Raw genomic sequence first — 16,187 nt, 5'->3', positions numbered from 1 at the left:
TCAGCTCTCCCGCATCGCGGCCACGGCCGCGCCTTCGATCACCTGCACCTCGGCCCAAAGCTGAGGCGTGACCTTGATCCCGCTCATGCGCAGGCCCGCCCGCGCGGCCGTGTAGTCGAGGCCCACCACGCGGAAGCCCGCGAGCCCGGCCGAGACGGTGCGCCATTGATTGCAGACCGCGAGGAAGGCGCGCAGCGCCGGGACATTCTGCGGCCAGACACCAGAGCCGGGGCCGGACGGATCACGATTGAGCTGGCCCGGGTCGATGCCCCAGAACGCCGCCTCGTCGTCATGGTCGCGCCCCTCGTCATCCTCGATCAGGTCGCCGCGCGCCCATGCCCGCCCGGCCCATTTCAGTTTTTTACCCGTTTCCCCATCAGCGCCGCGTAATAGGCGTTGATCATCGCCACGCGGACATAGGCGAGGCCCACCAGCCGGTCGCGCAGGGCGTCGCTATAGGGCAGCTTTGCACCTTTCTCGTCCTCGACGTCGTCAAAGCCCACCACGGCCGCCGCCAGAAACTCCCGCTCGCCGCGCGAGGTGCGCATGTCGAAAGCCTCAATTTCGTCGTCGGGCAGCACGCGGAACGTGACCTGCATATCCTGCAGCTCGTGGCCGCCGTTGGCGGGCACCTTGATCTCGACGCGGTGGGTGAAGGTCGGTGTCTGGTCGATCTTGAACATGGGGGTGAACTCTCTTTCAAAGGGGCGCTGAAGGGGCGTTGAACCGTCTCAGGTGAGCGTCATCGTCCACTGGTCGGCGGCGGTGGCGGTGGTGGGCAAGGGCACAAGGCGCAGCGGCCATTCCTTGCGGCCTTGCCCGTCCTCAAGCCCTTCGGGGCGCTGCATCTGGGCGCGCGGGGCCGCGATATTGACGATGTTTCCGGCGCTCTTGCCGTGCTCGATCTCGACCGCGACCTTCTCTTGGGTGGCGGCCATGGTGAACGGGTTGAAGGTGGAGAGCGCCACCGCGCGCACCCGCGCTTCGATGGTGTTTTCATGCCCGTCGAGCAGCACCTCCTCCTCACCGATCAGGAACTGCGCCTCGATGCGGTTGGCGAGGGTGAGCTTGAAATTGCGCATCACGAGCGGGGTCGCATCAATCGTGAAGACGGGCGTGTTGGCATCCGAGGCTGCGAGCGGATCGGGAATGCCGGTGAAATCCGCCGTGGGCACCGCCACGTCTGCCGGGGCCACATAGAGCGCGGTGAACTCGAACTCGATATAGGGAATGCCCGAGGCCGAGATGTCAAAGGCGGCGGTGCCGCGCACGCCCACCATGGCATAGAGCGTGCCGTCGATATTGAGGTGCAGCGTGACGCTCTCGAGGTTCGAATAGACCCGGTTGTAGACCACGGAGGTGGCCACCGTCACGGTCTCGGCGCAGCCACAGGCGCGCAGGAGGCGGCCCCAGCGGGGGGCTGTTCCGGCGGTGCCGGAGCCTGCCAGCTCGACCTTGAACGAGATCGTGCGGTGCAGATCGACCGGGATCGTGCCCGTGGGGCCGCCATGCGGCGTGTCGAGATTGCGGTCGAGGTCCTGACCCTGCATCGGCGACAGGCGCACATCGGTGGCGAGGATTGCGTCGCCACCCGTGGGGGCGGCGTCGGTGCCATAGGTGGTCTCGAGCTTGGCGAGCAGTACTTTGAGTCTCCAGAGGCGGCTCATTTTTCAGCGTCCTTCTTCTCGGGTTTCGGCGCGGGCTTGGGGGTAGACCCGGCAGGCTTCAGCGCGCCCTTGTCGTCGCGGGTGTAAGACCCGCCGGAGGTGGGGAGATTGGTCATGAGAGGATCCTCAGTTGGTCATCGATGGAGAAATCGAGCTGATAGGCGAGGCGACCGGCCCCGCTCTCAATAAGCTGGCCGCGCTCGAACCGGTGCACGCCGACCTCGTCGCCCGGTGCCCAGCCCGCCAAGGCGCGCACCACACGCATCAGGAACTGGTCGATCTTGTCGAGGGCTGTGGCCCCGGTGCGATCAAAGGACTGGACGAAGATCACCACGCTTGTGCGATAGGTCAGCATCTGGCTGTAGACGCCCGAGGCGGCATCGGCGCGCCCGCCCTGAATGCCGGAGGGAAAGACGTAGGCCGCGACCGAGTGCGCGGGCAGCTTTTTCGAGCGGATCAGATCGACAAAGGCGCGCCCGCCGTCGACCCGGCCTGCCAACTCGGGCACCTCAGCCTCGATCCGGGTGATCACATCGTCGATCATCAGATGAAGCCTTTCAGATTTTCACCGGTCATCGGGCGCGGCCGGTCCGTTACCCGGGCCTCACCCCCGCCGGATGATGCCGGCACAACACCTGCGGCGCTGAGTTGCACCGTGCCTGCCGCAATATCCTTCAGACTGGCGAGGGCCTGCTTGTAGTCGGCCGTGATCTTGGCGTCGGGCTCATAGGTGTGCAGCTTGTAGATCGCGATATCGCGGGCAATTGCGGCGACAAGGGGCTGCGCGTCTGACAGCGGCAGAACGTAGCGGGCCTTGAGATAGCCGTCGATCAGCGCGTCGGTATCGGCCAGCGCAGAGGCCACCACGTCCGCGTCGATCAGGCCTGTGGCGGCCTCGGCGCGGTCGGTCAACGACACCAGCATCGGCGTGCCAAAGCGATCCGTAAGCTCTTCAAGGGTGGTGTAGGGCACGTCTCAGCTCTCCTGTCCTTGCGGGTCCCGACGGCGGAAGGCCGCCGCCGGGGTGGCTCTGGCAGGCAGAGCGTGCGCGGGTCAGCCCTCGTCCTGCGCCAAATGGTACGCGCGGATGGTCAGCGTCTCGTCGCCGGTCAGCGCGGCCGCCTCGGCCTCGCTCAGATCGTCGGCGAGTATGACCTGCGGCTCGCGGGTGAAGCGCCGCCCGATCCGGCGGCGGCCCTGCGCGGGACCGGTCACCTCGAGCACGAGCGGGCCGCTCTCGCTTTGGATTTCCGGGGCCGGAGCGCCCTCCGCCGGAGGCGGAGTGACGACGCCTTCGACACTCTCCCCGGTGCCCGGCTTTTTAGCCTCGGCCTCGGCGATCTTCTTCGCCAAGGTCGCGTCCTTGATATTTGCCGGGTATTGGAGCCCGAGCGCCTGCGCCCGGACCTCCATCTCTTCGCGGGTCTGCGGGGTGCCGGTCATCTCAGAAACCCCTTATGCCAGCCACGGCACGACCAGCAGTTCGGCCGTGTTGCGGTAGACGTTGGTGGCCCCGGCCGCGTCCCGCTCTGCGTTGAGCAGCTCGAGCGCCTGCCCCTCCAGCGTGGGCGGCACGACAAGGAGGTTGGGCGTGAGGCCCAGCGGGCGGCCGTAATCGCCCTTCATGCCCATCAGCGCCTCGCGGGCGGTCTTGTAATGGGCCTTGTCGAGGGTCTGCTTGGAGCCCCACGCCATCTGCCAGAGGCCGTACCCCACATTCCAGCGCGCGTCGGTGCCGTACTGGAATTCCTTCTTGGAGAACACTGCCGGGTCGGTGGCGTTGTCCATGGCGACGAACTCAGGGCGCTGGCGCTCCTGGAAGATGATCGGGCGGATGCGGCGGCCTGACGCGATCAGGAACCACGGCGTGCCAGAGCCGCCGTCGGTATTGGCGACCGAAACTTCCTTGCCATCCTCGTCGAGGACCGGGTGGTCGGTATCGAAAAAGTTCTGGCCGTCGTAGCAAGTGTTGACGAAGCCAGCCTTGAGCGCCTCGAAGACCAGCATGTCCGGCTTGGCGGCAACGCTGTCGCCAAATTCCTGCATGATGGGCGCGTAGACGCCGAGATTGTCGTCAAGAATGTCGTTGCGGTCGACCCCGACCGTCAGTTCGTAATCCTTGTTGACGATGGTGTAGTTGTGCTCGGCGAGACCATGCACGACGCGGTCGCCCATCCATTCGCGCATGTTGGGAAGCTTGCCCAGCCAGCCGTAGGTATTGGAGCGTGTGGTCGAGGGCACGGTGGTGGCGATGCGCTCCCGTTGGGTCGGGGCCTGCTCGAGAGCGCCCATGAACTCGCGCCGGAACCCGGTGCGCAGCGCATTCAGCGTGGCGGTGTTGATAATCATCTCAGTGTCTCCTGTCAGGCTGCAGCGGCGCGGGTGAGGGCTTCGTCGAAACGAACCCAGACGCCGAGCTCATCGACGTGATCCACCACCCCGGCGGGGGAGCGGGTGTTTGTGGCGCTCGTCTTGGCGACGGTCTGGTCATCGACCGCGAAACACACCTTGCCCAGGTCGGCCTCGGTGATTTCATCTGCGGCGGCCGAATTCTCGTACCGGAAGATGCCCGGCTCGAACTCGACCCGGATGTCGCCATTCGCCCCGGCCGCGTTGTCGACATATTCCTGCGCGCGGCCCACGCCGATCAGGCCGGTCGCGGTCTGGCCTTCCACGAGGAAGCCTGTGGCGTTGCGCATCAGCATCGCCCCGGCAAAGATCGTGGTCGCGGCGGCGACCAGCCCCACGCGGCGGGGACCCATCGACTGGGGGGTGTTGCGGTCTGCGGTCAGTGCGGTCATTGGGTCAGCTCCTTCTGCTCAGCGGCAAGCGCCTTGGCGAATTCCTCGGGCGCAATGCCCAGCTGCGCCGCGACCTGCGCCTGTTCGGCGTTGAGGGCCACGGAGCCGTCCTTTGAGGCAGGCGGCACGACATGCATGCCGGAGGCCTCCAGCTTGGGCAGCCCGGCGATAAACGCCTCGGTGCCCTCGGGATCGCTCATGTGCATCGACACGATCCGCTCGCGCGACGTCGCATTGATGCCCGCGCGGCGCTCGGCCATGGCCGCATCGACCACACCCTGCGCGCGCTCGCGCTGCCGGTCAGTCTTGAGCGTCGTGAGTTCGCTCGTGACCTTGGTCAAATCAGCCTGCAAGGCGGTGATCAGATCGCCGTCCTGACCGGTGGTGGCACGCTCGCGCGCGGCATTGAGCACCGCATTGGCGTCGGCCCCCTCGGGCAGGCCAAGCGCCACGCCGATCTTGCCGATGGTTGCGCTCTGCGCGGCCGCTGTGGACATTGACGTGATCTTGGCGAGAACCGCCTCTTCGTCCGCGTCCTCGGGAAGTCCAAGCGCTTTTGCCAGTCGTTGGATGAACGACATGTCAGTCTCCTCGTTGTTGAGCGCGACCAGGCCGCGCAGGTTCTGGCGATTGACGAGGCTGGCATTCAAAATGCTGGCCACGATTTTCTTGCCGCCGCGCTCGATGTAATTGAGCACCGGCGAAATCCGGCGATAGGCGCGCCCGCCCACAAGCTGGCGGCCCTCTTCAGTCCATTTGACCCGGCCCCAGATACCGTCCGCGCGCGCCTGCATTTCCGTGATCCAGCCCACGGCGCGGGCATCGCCGCCTTTGGGGGCTGCAAGGAAAGAGGCGTGGTTGACGTCGATCTCCAGATCGCCGCGCTGTGACATGCTTTGCTCGATGACGGCCTGCATGTCGGCAATCTCGTAGGGACCGCGCCCGTCGAAGGTCTCAGCGCTCCCAACGGGCAGCAAATGCACCCACTCGGGGGCTTCGGTGCCGTCTGCCGCCACCATCTCTCGCGCCGCCATCATGACACGGTCGGATTGCACCTCTGGGGCAGACGCGGCAACCGCGTCGCGCAGGCTCTCAAAGGAGACGTCCAAGGCTTGCGCGAAACCGCGCAGCCGCTCTTCAGGCGGGGTTTCGATATCGCCGCGCAGGATTTGCCGCACCGTGCCGGTCTCGATACCGGCTGCGGCGGCCATTTTGGCAACGAGCGCCGCCTCTTCCTCAGAGGAAGGGGCAAGGGCGCTGATGCGCGCGTTCAAAAGGGAGGCGAGGGACTGTTTCATGTTGGCGATCATCGCCAACGCAGGGGTCCCGAAACACCCGCAACTGTTTGCGGGGCGGTGGCGCTATGCTGCCGGGCCTCAGGTTGCCCGACGCCGCGCTGTCAGTCAACTACTGTCCGGTGGCGCTGGCCAGATACTCTTCGATGGTGGCGACGATGGCGTCGGTGTCCTCGTCGCCGACCCCGAGATAGGGACGTGCGGGAATGGCCCCCCACGGGATCGACATCACGAAATCGCGCCCGTTCTTGTCCCGGCCGATGCGCGCGCCGAACTCCCCGGCCTCGGCCCCGAACTGCATCACGGCCGCCTGAATGACGTTCGAGCCCCACGCGACCCGGTCCGCCGAAGGCTCCGCATTGATCGTGGTAGAGAGGGTCCGCGAGGGGCCGATCAGGGGGCGGGTGGGTTGGCCGTCACCGCGCCGCCGGTAGGCTTCGAGCGTGGCCGGGCTCTTGGGTGCCCAAGGATTGCCATCCGGATCGGTGCCGTCCGTGAAGTTTTCCCGCGTGCTGTTGACCATCAGTTCGCCGATGTCCTGCATCAAAGGGGTCATGTCGGTCAGGGCAGCAGACACCCGGGCGAGCGCTTGGGTGATTTCCTCTTCATTGATTTTGACGGTGATCATGGCTATGTTCCTTTTGTCGGCTGTGCATCCACCCACCGCATTCAGGTTGCGGGAACGCGTAAGGGCGTACGGGAGGGGTCAGCCGATATTTTCCACCCAATAGGTCAAGAGCACGAGGCGGCGACGGCGCGGCCTTAGAACGAAGTGCGCAACGTAACGGCGTGCGCCAACCACCTTGGTCAGCCTTAACACGCGTGACTGCAGGCTACGCGCGTCAGACCATTCGAAGCTGTCCGGAAATTGGAAAATCTCTGGCAACAGTCCAAAATCTTCCGGGCGGACGGCAATCTGCCCCCGCGCGGCCTCCCGCGCCGGGTCTCCATGCCGGACGAACACATGGCGGATGGCATCGGCGTCGACGGCTATGTCGTAGAGATCGAGGTCGCGCCCCGCGCCCTCTCGATAGGCACGGGCCTGCACGGAGGTCACCAAGCCAAGAGACTGGATTGGTTCGCGCTCTGAGAGGGCCTTGCGGGCGGCGTCAGTCTTGGCCGCGCTGACGCGGGTTGCATATCGGGCGAGGCTGTCAGCCAGGGACGGCAGGCCTCGGTATCCTTCCACCAGAAGATCGCGGGTCCGGTCCGGCAGGCTGGTCATGTAGGCCACTGCGAGATTATACCGCCAGTCGACGACCTTGGCCGCCATCGTTCGAATTTCGTCCACAGTGCTGGCCCCGGGCGTGTAATCCCAGCCCTTGTCGATCCCTTTCGGCGCACCGGTGCGCGGATCTCGCGACTGCCAATCGTCGGGCAGGCGCTTGTCCGGGTCGCCGCCGCGACGGCGTGCGCCCGCCTCGGTTCGCGCGCCGATCACGTAGCAACTGCAGCCCCAGCCGTTGGGCGGGCCATGCGTGATCCAGAACGGGTGATCGGGCGGCAAGACCAGCCCGTCCCAGCCCAGATGGATCACGCGCGGTTCGCTCGATCCTCCGTGCCGATAGACCCAGAACGCAAAATTGCCCTCGATGAGCTGCGCCATGCGCCCGGCCGCGTAGCTGGTGGCGATGTTGGTGCGGTAGATCACCCGGGTGCGCCATGCCTCGCCGCGCTTGGTGCCTTCGCCGGTCCAACCGTGCCAGCCGCGCCGGGTGACGGTGGCGCGAAAGTCGCGCCGGAATTCCTCGAGTGAGGTGCCTTGCGAGATGGCCTTGTCGACGGCAGCCGCCAGATCGGCCAGCAGGTCCGCCTTTTGCGCCCCGGCCACCATGAAGGCGCGGTCGTGCTGGGCGCGGGTGATGTCATCCCACCGCGCCGTCGGCACAAGGTCGCCCAGGCGCAGGCGAAAGGCAGCGATCTGCTCGCGGAACGGACGCCGGAACGTGGTGCTGAGGTCAGCCACTGTCTTCCTCCAGCGCGGCCCGGCCTCCGGCATGGGCGGCGGTGAGCGCCGCTGCGATCACGTCGCGCAGTGCGGCATCGTCGAGGTCCGGAAACCCGGCCAGCAGCCGCTCGCGGAATTCGGCGAGGCTGGTTGACGTCTCCAGCATCGCCTCGATCTGTTCGAGCATGGCCAGCGTCGGCCCGGAGGCCTCATTCGCCAGCCGATCCGCTGCATCGCCCAGAGGCCCTGAGAGGGCCGCTGAGTGCTCCTCCGCGTTGAGGGCCACTGTGCCCGCCGTGGACCCCAGAGGCCGTTTAATCGAGGCTAAAAACCGTTTAGTCAGCGAAGCCTGCATTGTGGGGTCGATCACAACACCCGCCGGAGGGGCAGAACCGCCCATCGGACGCAGAACTTGCGCCCCCGCCGCCGGTTTGCTCAGCCCGAAACGCGAGTAGACCTGGGCGGCGTCAACCTCAAGCCCCCGGTCGATCAGAGGTCCCACGGCTTCCGTGAACGCCTTGAGGTCCTCCTCTTCGGGTCTGCCGATTTTGAGACGCGGCGCGGGCGGTGCGTTCTCGCCGTATTGCAACGCATGCCAAGGCCGGATGAGCCACCGGTTGAGGATCGCCTGCAGCTGGCTGCAGTCGGCTTTCTCGATGTCCTCCTGTACCTCGCGGTGTTCCTTGCCGGACCCAAGCCCGCCCACCTGAGCGTCGGTGGTTGAGGTCTGGCCAAGGACCGCCTTGGAAATCTGCTTGTCGTACCAATCGGCACGGCGCTCGTAATGGTCGGTGCTCGACCCGACATTGGCGCTCTCGACGAATTCGATTTCCATTTCGCGCGGGATGATCGCCGCGCAGTCGCCCGCGATATTGGCGACGGCCGCAAAGAGCGTATCGCGGTCGCGCTCACTGGCCCCGCTGCCGTATTTGCCGACGCGCAGAGGCTGTCCGTAAGTCTGGGTGAAGATAGCCCAGTCGCGCTCGGTGAATTTCTTGAACATGAAGGCCCAGACGGCGGCGCGCGCCAGACCCGACCGGATCGGCAAGCCGCTTTTGGCCTTCATGTTGGCAAAGATGTACTTGAAGCCCGGATAGGGCTCCTCCTGCCCTTGATCGTTGAGCCGCACCGGCGTGCGATGATCGACCCGGTCAAACCGGAACCAACGCGGATCGCGCCACTCCAGACGCTCGGGCACCCAATCGCCCATCGACGTGTCCCAAATGATCTCGGTGTGGCTGTAGCCCTTGCCGACGGCGTCGAGAATATCGAACACCTCGTCGCGCAGCTCGTCGCGCTTGAGCCAGTCCTCGACCGCCTTGGCGGCGTCGAGATCGAACTGGGTGTCGCCGCCCGGTTCCACCGTGATCTCGATCTGGCTGATCGAGCGTTTGCGTGTGCCCAACACGCCCAGATAATGCAGGTCCTTTTCCTCAATCTCCTCGGCAAGCTCCAGATAGCGCACCGGGTCGCCGATGTCGGCCGCACGCAGGATGTTTGCAAGGCGCACCGGATCGAGACCCTGACTGGGGTATCCGCCCAGAGGCGAGCGCACCCCGCCGAAGGTGGGCGCAGAGATCTCGCGCTTCAGCTCGGCCCGCTGGACGGGCCGCCCGAACTGGTCGAGGATCTGGGGCAGTTTGGCCATGGTCGCTCCTATTTTGTGATATGCCGGACCGCGCGCATGACGGCGTCCTCGACATGGGTGACCGCGAGGCTCAGGTGGCGGGAGGCCAAGCGCTCGCCGTCGGGATCGGTGCCGCCGATTTCATGGCAGAGGCCGATAAACGTGGCACCCAGTTCCTTTACCGCGTCGACCCGGGCCTTCTCGGCTTCCGAAAGGACACGCCAAGTCTGCCGCGTGCTGTTGTTCGCCGCGCGTGTGTCGCTTGAACTGGGAAACGTTGCGCACGCGTTGGTGTTCTCTTCTGGCATCACAAGCCTCCTCTGATCCGTGCCCCTGCCGGGGGCTGCCACCAACCGCGTCGCGGCCGGTCATCGTCGCTGTGATCGGGGCGGCGCTGCATGCGCCCTGTGGCCTCCGCAGGCTGATCCCGGCGCACGCCACGATATCCGTAGGCCTCGACCTCCTGATTGCTCGCATACCAGGCAAGTGCACCCGCTATGGCGCTGTCGCCGTGCCGGTCGAGCCCGTCCGATCCTTTGAAGCGGAAATTCTCCGGCACGCGGATGATGCCGTTTGTGTATTGCAGCGCCTGGTGGTCGCGCAGCACGTCCTCATGGGCGGGCAGAACGATGGTGCGGTCCGAGAAGGCCTCGATATAGGGGGGCATCTCGAGCTCGTACCATTGGCGCGTGAAGGAGACTTCGACGATCCGCTCGCCGTAGCGTTGGGCCGCGACTTCGGCGAGATAGGCCCCGTTGCCGGTGCGGTCCATCGCGCCCTTGTAGAAGTTGGGCAGCCGGTCGAGCAGCCAGAAGAGCACGTCGCGCTGCTGGTCAAAGGGGATGTTGCGCAGCTCGACAATGAGCTTGGTGCGCCGGGTGAGGTCGACGCCCTGTTCGAGAATAATGATGTCGGTCGCGTCACCCGAGCGCGCAAAGTCCTCGCCCATGAAATGCGGGCGCGTTCGGTCGAGGGTTTTAAGCACCGGTTCAAGGTGGGTTTTACACCAGGCTTCAGCGGCGGCCTTGCGGACGGGTTCGTCGGCATTCTTGAAGCTGTCGGGCTGCGTCCAGCGATGGAACGGGATGCCCTTGGCCATGCAGGCCTCGATCTGCACGCGGGTGAGGGCCGCGCCTTCCATCTCGGCGGGTTCGGCATCAAGCTCTTGGCGCATCGCGGCTTCGCGCGAGCCATAGGCCCGGCGCACGGTGGCCTCCCACGCAGCCTCGGCCTCTGGCGTCCAGGTCTTGCCCTGCATCATGCAGACGCGCTTAAAAAGCCCGTTGGCGACCGCGTCGCCGAAGGTGTAGCGATGCACCGCAAAGCCGTTCTTGCCCGCGCGCGCCTCTCGGATCAGCTCGTTGAAGGCATTGAGATAGCCGTTATGGGTCGAGATGATCCGGACCTTGCCGCCCCAGATCAGCATCGCGTTCACGGCGTCGATCACCTCGCGCACGTCCTTGTGGAATGCGGCCTCGTCGATCACCACGGTGCCCTGAAGGCCCCGGATATTGGCAGGGTTGGAACTCAGCGCCTCGACCCGGAACCCGGAGGCAAAGCGCACCCGGTAGGCTGAGATGAACTTGGTAGTGCCGTCGGGCTGCTGATCCTCGAAGAGAAACTCCTCGATGGGATGGGCTGCCCCCGCAATCACCCGCGCGAAATGCGCGACATAGCCAATGGCCTCGCGGCCCTTGTCCTTGGTGTCGCCGATGTAAAAGCAGTTTTGCCCGCCCGCGCCGCGCGCGGCGGCGGCAATGAGCGCGCAGCCCAGCATTTCGGCAAAGGTGATGCCGGTGCGGCGGCCCTTTTCGCAAACCTTGAGGTCGCTCTCGTCAGCCAGCCAGGAGCGTTGATGCGCCATCAGAATGCCGTCGGCGAGCGGATCGAGGCTCTCGGGGATCTCCGAGCCGCGCGGCAGTTCCTCGGGGAGCGCGTCGGGGTCGCGGGTGAGGACGGGGGCGGTCATGACTGCGCAGCCTCCGCGCGAAGCCGCTCCATGCAGATCCGGGCGCGGTCAAAGTCGGGATAGCCGCCAATGGCCACGGCGTAGTCCCCCTGCCCTCTGGCCCGGTCCATCAGACGTTTTTGCACGCCGTAATAGGTGCGCCCGTCAACCTCTTCGCCCGCGAGAAGGGCCCGGATTACCCGCGCGGCGTCCCGGCAGGCGCGCTCGATGTTCTTGTCGCGCTTCGCCCAGTATTGGGCATGCGCGGCCATGTCGTTTGCGATTTGGGCAGGCGTAGCCATCACACTGCCTCCCAGTAGCCATCGCGCAGCCAGCCGTGCCAGCCGCAACGCAGTTGATTGACCGACGGCGTGAGCGTCGGCTCGGACAGGGACCCGTTCCACTCCCAGCTTGGGGTAGACGCGGGCTTGACGCGCAAGCCGATGATGATCCGGTTTGGACCTTCGCAGCCGCAGGGGCAGTAAAACCAGAAGGCCGCACAGTCGGGGCCACCTTGGGTCAGGTCGATGTGGAAACTCCCGGGCAGCTTTTGCCGCCGGAACTCGGCCGGGTTGGGGAATTCGATGGCGCGGATCATGGGCGCGCCTCGGCAATCCAGATCAGATAGGGCTGCTCCCGCCACCACGCGACCGTGCAGCGCATGCCCAGATGCGTGATGCGCTCCCTGCGTCCGAACAGGAATATCCGCACGCGGCGGGACAAGGGCGCGCGACGCCAGTTGTGGTCACCAACCATCACTTTCCCTCCGGTCGAGAGGTCCTTGGACGGTATTCCCGCGAGGTCATCCATTGCTGTCGGTATCAATTCATCCACCGCGCACCCCCAGAAACTCGCGCTTGAGCTTGCCAATGACCGCGCTGCTCAGGCCCAGCTCTTCGCTCTGCGCCTCGAGCGCCTCGACCGCATTGGCGCGTTCTTCGGCGGCTATGCGGGCGCGTTCCTTGACCATCAGCTGCTCGCGAATGCCTGCGCTCGACATGATGTCCTTCATCATCTTGCCCAAGAAATGCAGCTCGCGCGGGTCGATATCCTCGCCCTCCTTGGTCATCTGCGATTTCAGAACCTTGAAGGCCACGCTTGTCATCATCTGGAACAGGACGCGGTGCCGGTCGGCCTCCTCCGAGAGGTCATTGTCGGCCAGCCATTGGCTGGCCCATGCCCCGGCCTCGTCCTGCAGCTTGACGAACTGCTCGTATTCCTGACCGTAGGCATGCAGTGCGCTCTTGCCGATGCGCAGCTCGAGCCCGTCTTCTGCAAGGCGGAAATTCAGTTCTTCGGCCAGTTCCTCGTAGCCGTGAAAACCCTTGGCTTTCCACCAGTCATGCAGCCACTGGCGCAGCTCGGGCGGCAATAGCTCGACCTTGCGGGGCGGGGGCATGTCAGAGCCTCCGTGCGCTTGGACGCTGGATATCCGGATGAACGGCCTCGCCGCGCGCGACCTCGATGCCGCGCCGGGTGGCCTCGGCAATGACAAAGTCGCCATGGTCGGCCACCGTCACCATGCCCACCTCCTGCAGCCATGCCAATTCGGTGGTCACCTGGTCAAAGGTGGAGCCGACGCCCACGCCATTGAGCACGTCACGCAGGATCGAGGCGTTGGCGGTGTAGCCAGAGACCTGTTCGAGATGCCGCAGGATTGCGAGGCGGCGGTGCTTGCGCAGGGTTGTCTGATAATCGCTCACTTCTTGCCTCCGTCGAGCAGGTGTTGTTCGTGACGGGACACGATGACCTCGAGGCGCGCGGTGATCTTGGCATTGCCCTCCATGACGGCGGCCATCTTCTCCATCGCGCCGGTCTGTTTGACCAGTTCGAGCTGGAGCGCGTGCATGTCATCCTTTCCCGGCATGATCTGCACTGCCTGCTCAAGTCGCGAGATACGCGCCTCGTGCCGGTCCATGCGCTCGTGGCCCGCCTCGAGCTTCGCGTCCAAATCTTTGCGGCGGGTAGCCACGAAGGTGTAGAAGGCCACCAGCATCGAGAACACGACGCTGAGGCCCTTCCAGAACAGGTCCCAGTCAACCATCATGCCGGGTCGCCTGCTGGCGGCGTGAGGATCGCCGCGCCCTCCCCGGCCATCAGCGCGCAGGACACGCCCTCGGGACGGGTCAAGACAATCGTCCAGCTGCCCGAAGGGGCGATGAATATTTCAAGGAGCGGGCCGGTCGAAATCACGCCCTGCATCGCCAGAACCTCGCCATACCGCTCAGACAAGGCGCGCAGAAGTTCAGCGCGCGCCATGCAGGTCTGCGCCTGCGCCGGTTGTACGGCCAACAGGATCGCTGCCAGAACACCCAAGAGCGTGATCCGGATCATACCGCACCGCCTCTCTTGAGGTCGGCGATGATGCCTTCCTTGGTTTTCGAGCCAACCGAAGACCCGAAGAAGTAGTTGCCGACCTGCGTCGTCATCGCCCCGAGCGAGCCAACCATGATCAGTAGCACTTCGCCCCCCTGCGCGGGCAGGCCGTAGGCAAAGATGTAGGCCAACACCCCGAAGAACCCGACGATCACGACAAGGCCCAAGGCGGAGGGCGTCCAGTCCTTCATTGCGGCTTGACGGTTGCGGGCGCTGTCGCGGTCGCCTGCGGCCACGCGCTCCAACTCGATCCCGGCCTCCTCCATCTGGGCGCGAAACTCGAATTCCAGTTCCTTGAGCTTGGCAAGGTCCGTGCCGGTCGCCTCCGCGATGGCCCGCTCGACCGCAAGCGGGTCGGCCGCCTCATTGCCGAGCAGTTTGCCCGCAATGGCGCGGGTCGCAACACCCGCCAGCGGCCCGCCCAAAGCTGTGGCGATGGTTGGCGCGACCGCGCCGATGATTTCCTTGAGTTGGCGCTTCATGATGCGGCCCTCCCCTTCGAGTGAACAATCGGCGCGGCGTAGCGCCCCACGATCCAGCCTTCATGGCCGCCGTAGATAACTTTGAGCCAAGCGCGCCCGCCGAATTCGCCGCACCGGATAACCGGCACCACGGCCCCGTCGGGAATGCGCGCGAGGACGTTTGGATTGAAGCTCGGCCACCGGCGCATGTTGAGCGCGTCGTCGGGTACCTCGATCTGGACAAACTCTTCGCCGGGGACGTCGACGGCGACTTCGTCCTCGGCCGCGTCGAGCGGGTCCTCCCGACCAAAGATCAAAGAGCGCATATGCTCCAGCGGGAAAAGCGGGTTGGTGTCCACCTTGCGGCCCGGCGAGATATACCAATGCGTCGTGATGTCAGTGAGCGTCGGGATGCCCTCAAAGAGGTTGCGCAAGAGATGCCTCAAAGACGTCAGCTGCACCTCGGTGTAGGGCATCCAGAGGCCGCGCCCGTGCTGCGGCGTCTCGATCTCCTGAATGCCGTGCTCCCCAATGTCGAAACGCCGACCGTACCACGCCTGCGCCTCGGTGGCCGAGAACCGCGTCATGCGCCCGGGGTTCACGATCTCGATGCCCACCGAAAAATCGTTCACGCCGGACCGCCCATGATAGTTGGACCGCCCGGCGTGATTGGCCCGGTGCCCCACCCGGACCTGTTGTTCGATGCCCCCGTCCCGTTCCAAGACAAAATGCACCGAAACCTTTTGATCATTGTCGCGCAGGTAATCGCGGGAAGAGCCCGCGTCCAACGGCCCGGCGGTGTCGTGCAACACGACGATGCGGGGAGTAATAGCCCCGCCCGACCACTTTGCCTGATTGAATGGGATGCGCGGATGCAAGCCGTCGATAAAGGACATTGGGGGCCTCTCTGTCCTGCTGAAAACAGGATCAGAATGCCGCGCAAGGCAGCATCCGAGACACCCGCAAGTCCTTGCGGGTCAGATCAGTCGGTTTTCCAGTTGAATAGGTCCGGTTGGGACGTCGGTGCCGCGCCCATGCCCTTGAGGTAGGCGCGCACCGTCACGTCGGACACCCGCACTTTGCGTGCAATTTCCGAAATGGGCAAGTTTTGTTTGTAGAGGACCTGCGCAATCCATCGGCGGGCAAGCGGCACGCGGGCCGGAAGATGCTCGGCCGTGCGGGCCAAGAGCGCGGCTTTCTCGCGGCCAAAGCGCTTGGCGACACGGCTGCGGCGCGGGTTGCGCCCGAGGTAAAGCTCGGCACCGCCAAACTCGAGGAGGAACTCGACCGCGTCTGCCTCGCCGAGGGCCTCGACGTAGGGGCGGATCTGGACCGGGGTAAAAACCTCGCCCTCTGTCATGGTTGGGTCTTCTTGCGTCGCCGCCCCGGGGGCTGCGTATGACGCCGGGTGACGGTCACAACGCATCCGCCCTCGATCCTGTAGACGAATCCGCCGCTGATCACGCCGCAGGCTCCGGCCTCGAGACCCTCCTCCACCACGCGCCCGATCTCGCGGCGCACCGCGTCGATATCCACGCCCTTGACCCGCTCGAGATAGCGGATCACGGCATGGTCAGAGGCGGGGTGGCGCGGCTTTTTCACCGGCGGTGATCCTCCCAATCGAAGTCGATGTTCTGGCGCTGGCCCCAAGATTTGAGCGCCTGAATGACGTCGTCGATCTGCTGCCACTCGCGCAGCATGTCGACGTCGGCCGGGACCGATCCCCAGACGCCTCCGAACCGGGCGCGAATGAACTTGTTGAGCCCGGCGCGGGAGGGATCGCGCAGCGCGCCCGACTGGCCGAGCTTGCGCCAAAGCACATGGATCATGCGCAGATCGGCGCGCGGTGCAGGCTTGTGGCGCGGATTGCGGGGTTTGTCCTCGAACCCGGCCTGCTTCAGCCGGTTGACGATCAGCTTCAACTCGCCGTCGTTCATGTCGCGCAACGACGTCTTGCCGGTGACGCTGACCTGCAAGTCGCGGCGCGCGTCCTCGTCGAGGCCCAGCTGGCGGCAGGCGGCGAAGATCAGCTGTTGCAGCGCGCGGTTCATGCGGCGGCCCCCC

At 65.4% G+C, this 16,187-nt stretch carries 26 protein-coding genes; all 26 read right to left on the bottom strand.

Annotation, left to right across the window (positions count from 1 at the left end):
- Window positions 1-267 carry a DUF1799 domain-containing protein gene (locus tag ACLGGT_RS14340; RefSeq protein WP_437197422.1) on the bottom strand — a complete coding sequence of 89 codons (267 nt, stop codon included), beginning with the start codon at window positions 265-267 and terminating at the stop codon, window positions 1-3.
- Between the two features lie 86 nt (window positions 268-353).
- Window positions 354-683 (bottom strand): hypothetical protein, encoded by a 330-nt coding sequence (locus ACLGGT_RS14335; RefSeq protein ID WP_437195555.1) that lies wholly within the window; start codon window positions 681-683, stop codon window positions 354-356.
- 48 nt (window positions 684-731) lie between these two features.
- The gene (locus ACLGGT_RS14330; RefSeq protein WP_437196621.1) at window positions 732-1,667 is read right to left on the bottom strand and encodes a phage tail tube protein; all 936 of its coding nucleotides are present in this window, start codon (window positions 1,665-1,667) and stop codon (window positions 732-734) included.
- Window positions 1,668-1,779: 112 nt separating this feature from the next.
- On the bottom strand, window positions 1,780-2,211 hold the full coding sequence (locus ACLGGT_RS14325; protein WP_437195552.1) for a phage tail terminator protein: 432 nt from the start codon (window positions 2,209-2,211) through the stop codon (window positions 1,780-1,782).
- Window positions 2,211-2,639, bottom strand: a complete 429-nt coding sequence (locus ACLGGT_RS14320; protein ID WP_437195551.1) for a gp436 family protein — start codon at window positions 2,637-2,639, stop codon at window positions 2,211-2,213. Before ACLGGT_RS14320 ends, ACLGGT_RS14325 begins: the two co-directional genes overlap by 1 nt.
- An 81-nt stretch (window positions 2,640-2,720) precedes the next feature.
- Window positions 2,721-3,110: a hypothetical protein gene (locus ACLGGT_RS14315; RefSeq protein ID WP_437196619.1), complete on the bottom strand. Its 390-nt coding sequence runs from the start codon at window positions 3,108-3,110 to the stop codon at window positions 2,721-2,723.
- Window positions 3,111-3,122: 12 nt separating this feature from the next.
- The gene (locus tag ACLGGT_RS14310; RefSeq protein ID WP_437195547.1) at window positions 3,123-4,016 is read right to left on the bottom strand and encodes a Mu-like prophage major head subunit gpT family protein; all 894 of its coding nucleotides are present in this window, start codon (window positions 4,014-4,016) and stop codon (window positions 3,123-3,125) included.
- Window positions 4,017-4,030: 14 nt separating this feature from the next.
- Complete coding sequence (locus ACLGGT_RS14305; RefSeq protein ID WP_437195546.1) at window positions 4,031-4,468, bottom strand: hypothetical protein; 438 nt, start codon at window positions 4,466-4,468, stop codon at window positions 4,031-4,033.
- On the bottom strand, window positions 4,465-5,766 hold the full coding sequence (locus ACLGGT_RS14300) for a phage protease (RefSeq protein ID WP_437195545.1): 1,302 nt from the start codon (window positions 5,764-5,766) through the stop codon (window positions 4,465-4,467). Before ACLGGT_RS14300 ends, ACLGGT_RS14305 begins: the two co-directional genes overlap by 4 nt.
- A 109-nt stretch (window positions 5,767-5,875) precedes the next feature.
- A complete protein-coding gene (locus ACLGGT_RS14295; protein ID WP_437196617.1) occupies window positions 5,876-6,391 on the bottom strand; it encodes a phage virion morphogenesis protein in 516 nt (171 codons plus the stop codon).
- A gap of 78 nt (window positions 6,392-6,469) precedes the next feature.
- Entirely contained in the window at window positions 6,470-7,729 is a 1,260-nt protein-coding gene (locus ACLGGT_RS14290) for a phage minor head protein (protein WP_437195543.1), read from the bottom strand.
- Window positions 7,722-9,359 (bottom strand): DUF935 domain-containing protein, encoded by a 1,638-nt coding sequence (locus tag ACLGGT_RS14285; RefSeq protein ID WP_437195541.1) that lies wholly within the window; start codon window positions 9,357-9,359, stop codon window positions 7,722-7,724. Before ACLGGT_RS14285 ends, ACLGGT_RS14290 begins: the two co-directional genes overlap by 8 nt.
- An 8-nt stretch (window positions 9,360-9,367) precedes the next feature.
- Complete coding sequence (locus tag ACLGGT_RS14280; RefSeq protein WP_437195539.1) at window positions 9,368-9,646, bottom strand: Acb2/Tad1 domain-containing protein; 279 nt, start codon at window positions 9,644-9,646, stop codon at window positions 9,368-9,370.
- Entirely contained in the window at window positions 9,646-11,307 is a 1,662-nt protein-coding gene (locus ACLGGT_RS14275; protein ID WP_437195537.1) for a hypothetical protein, read from the bottom strand. The genes ACLGGT_RS14280 and ACLGGT_RS14275 overlap by 1 nt, the downstream gene beginning before the upstream one ends.
- Window positions 11,304-11,588, bottom strand: a complete 285-nt coding sequence (locus ACLGGT_RS14270) for a hypothetical protein (protein ID WP_437195535.1) — start codon at window positions 11,586-11,588, stop codon at window positions 11,304-11,306. The genes ACLGGT_RS14275 and ACLGGT_RS14270 overlap by 4 nt, the downstream gene beginning before the upstream one ends.
- On the bottom strand, window positions 11,588-11,884 hold the full coding sequence (locus tag ACLGGT_RS14265; protein WP_437195534.1) for a DUF6527 family protein: 297 nt from the start codon (window positions 11,882-11,884) through the stop codon (window positions 11,588-11,590). Before ACLGGT_RS14265 ends, ACLGGT_RS14270 begins: the two co-directional genes overlap by 1 nt.
- Window positions 11,881-12,120: a hypothetical protein gene (locus ACLGGT_RS14260; RefSeq protein ID WP_437195533.1), complete on the bottom strand. Its 240-nt coding sequence runs from the start codon at window positions 12,118-12,120 to the stop codon at window positions 11,881-11,883. The genes ACLGGT_RS14265 and ACLGGT_RS14260 overlap by 4 nt, the downstream gene beginning before the upstream one ends.
- Window positions 12,113-12,685: a phage protein Gp27 family protein gene (locus ACLGGT_RS14255; RefSeq protein ID WP_437195531.1), complete on the bottom strand. Its 573-nt coding sequence runs from the start codon at window positions 12,683-12,685 to the stop codon at window positions 12,113-12,115. Before ACLGGT_RS14255 ends, ACLGGT_RS14260 begins: the two co-directional genes overlap by 8 nt.
- Window position 12,686: 1 nt before the next feature.
- Complete coding sequence (locus ACLGGT_RS14250; protein WP_437195529.1) at window positions 12,687-12,989, bottom strand: VpaChn25_0724 family phage protein; 303 nt, start codon at window positions 12,987-12,989, stop codon at window positions 12,687-12,689.
- On the bottom strand, window positions 12,986-13,333 hold the full coding sequence (locus ACLGGT_RS14245; protein ID WP_437195527.1) for a DUF2730 family protein: 348 nt from the start codon (window positions 13,331-13,333) through the stop codon (window positions 12,986-12,988). Before ACLGGT_RS14245 ends, ACLGGT_RS14250 begins: the two co-directional genes overlap by 4 nt.
- The gene (locus ACLGGT_RS14240) at window positions 13,330-13,620 is read right to left on the bottom strand and encodes a hypothetical protein (protein WP_437195526.1); all 291 of its coding nucleotides are present in this window, start codon (window positions 13,618-13,620) and stop codon (window positions 13,330-13,332) included. Before ACLGGT_RS14240 ends, ACLGGT_RS14245 begins: the two co-directional genes overlap by 4 nt.
- On the bottom strand, window positions 13,617-14,144 hold the full coding sequence (locus ACLGGT_RS14235; protein WP_437195525.1) for a hypothetical protein: 528 nt from the start codon (window positions 14,142-14,144) through the stop codon (window positions 13,617-13,619). The genes ACLGGT_RS14240 and ACLGGT_RS14235 overlap by 4 nt, the downstream gene beginning before the upstream one ends.
- The gene (locus ACLGGT_RS14230) at window positions 14,141-15,019 is read right to left on the bottom strand and encodes an N-acetylmuramoyl-L-alanine amidase (RefSeq protein ID WP_437195523.1); all 879 of its coding nucleotides are present in this window, start codon (window positions 15,017-15,019) and stop codon (window positions 14,141-14,143) included. The genes ACLGGT_RS14235 and ACLGGT_RS14230 overlap by 4 nt, the downstream gene beginning before the upstream one ends.
- 86 nt (window positions 15,020-15,105) lie before the next feature.
- Complete coding sequence (locus ACLGGT_RS14225; RefSeq protein ID WP_437195522.1) at window positions 15,106-15,483, bottom strand: helix-turn-helix domain-containing protein; 378 nt, start codon at window positions 15,481-15,483, stop codon at window positions 15,106-15,108.
- Complete coding sequence (locus ACLGGT_RS14220; RefSeq protein WP_437195520.1) at window positions 15,480-15,725, bottom strand: hypothetical protein; 246 nt, start codon at window positions 15,723-15,725, stop codon at window positions 15,480-15,482. The genes ACLGGT_RS14225 and ACLGGT_RS14220 overlap by 4 nt, the downstream gene beginning before the upstream one ends.
- Window positions 15,722-16,174 carry a gp16 family protein gene (locus tag ACLGGT_RS14215; RefSeq protein WP_437194769.1) on the bottom strand — a complete coding sequence of 151 codons (453 nt, stop codon included), beginning with the start codon at window positions 16,172-16,174 and terminating at the stop codon, window positions 15,722-15,724. The genes ACLGGT_RS14220 and ACLGGT_RS14215 overlap by 4 nt, the downstream gene beginning before the upstream one ends.
- Window positions 16,175-16,187: the final 13 nt, after the last annotated feature.

This window comes from Roseovarius sp. MS2, assembly GCF_051447875.1.
GTDB classification, from domain to species: domain Bacteria; phylum Pseudomonadota; class Alphaproteobacteria; order Rhodobacterales; family Rhodobacteraceae; genus Roseovarius; species Roseovarius mucosus_A.
The sequence above is the reverse complement of the archived record's forward strand: the minus strand, read 5'-3'. Positions and strand labels throughout refer to the sequence as shown.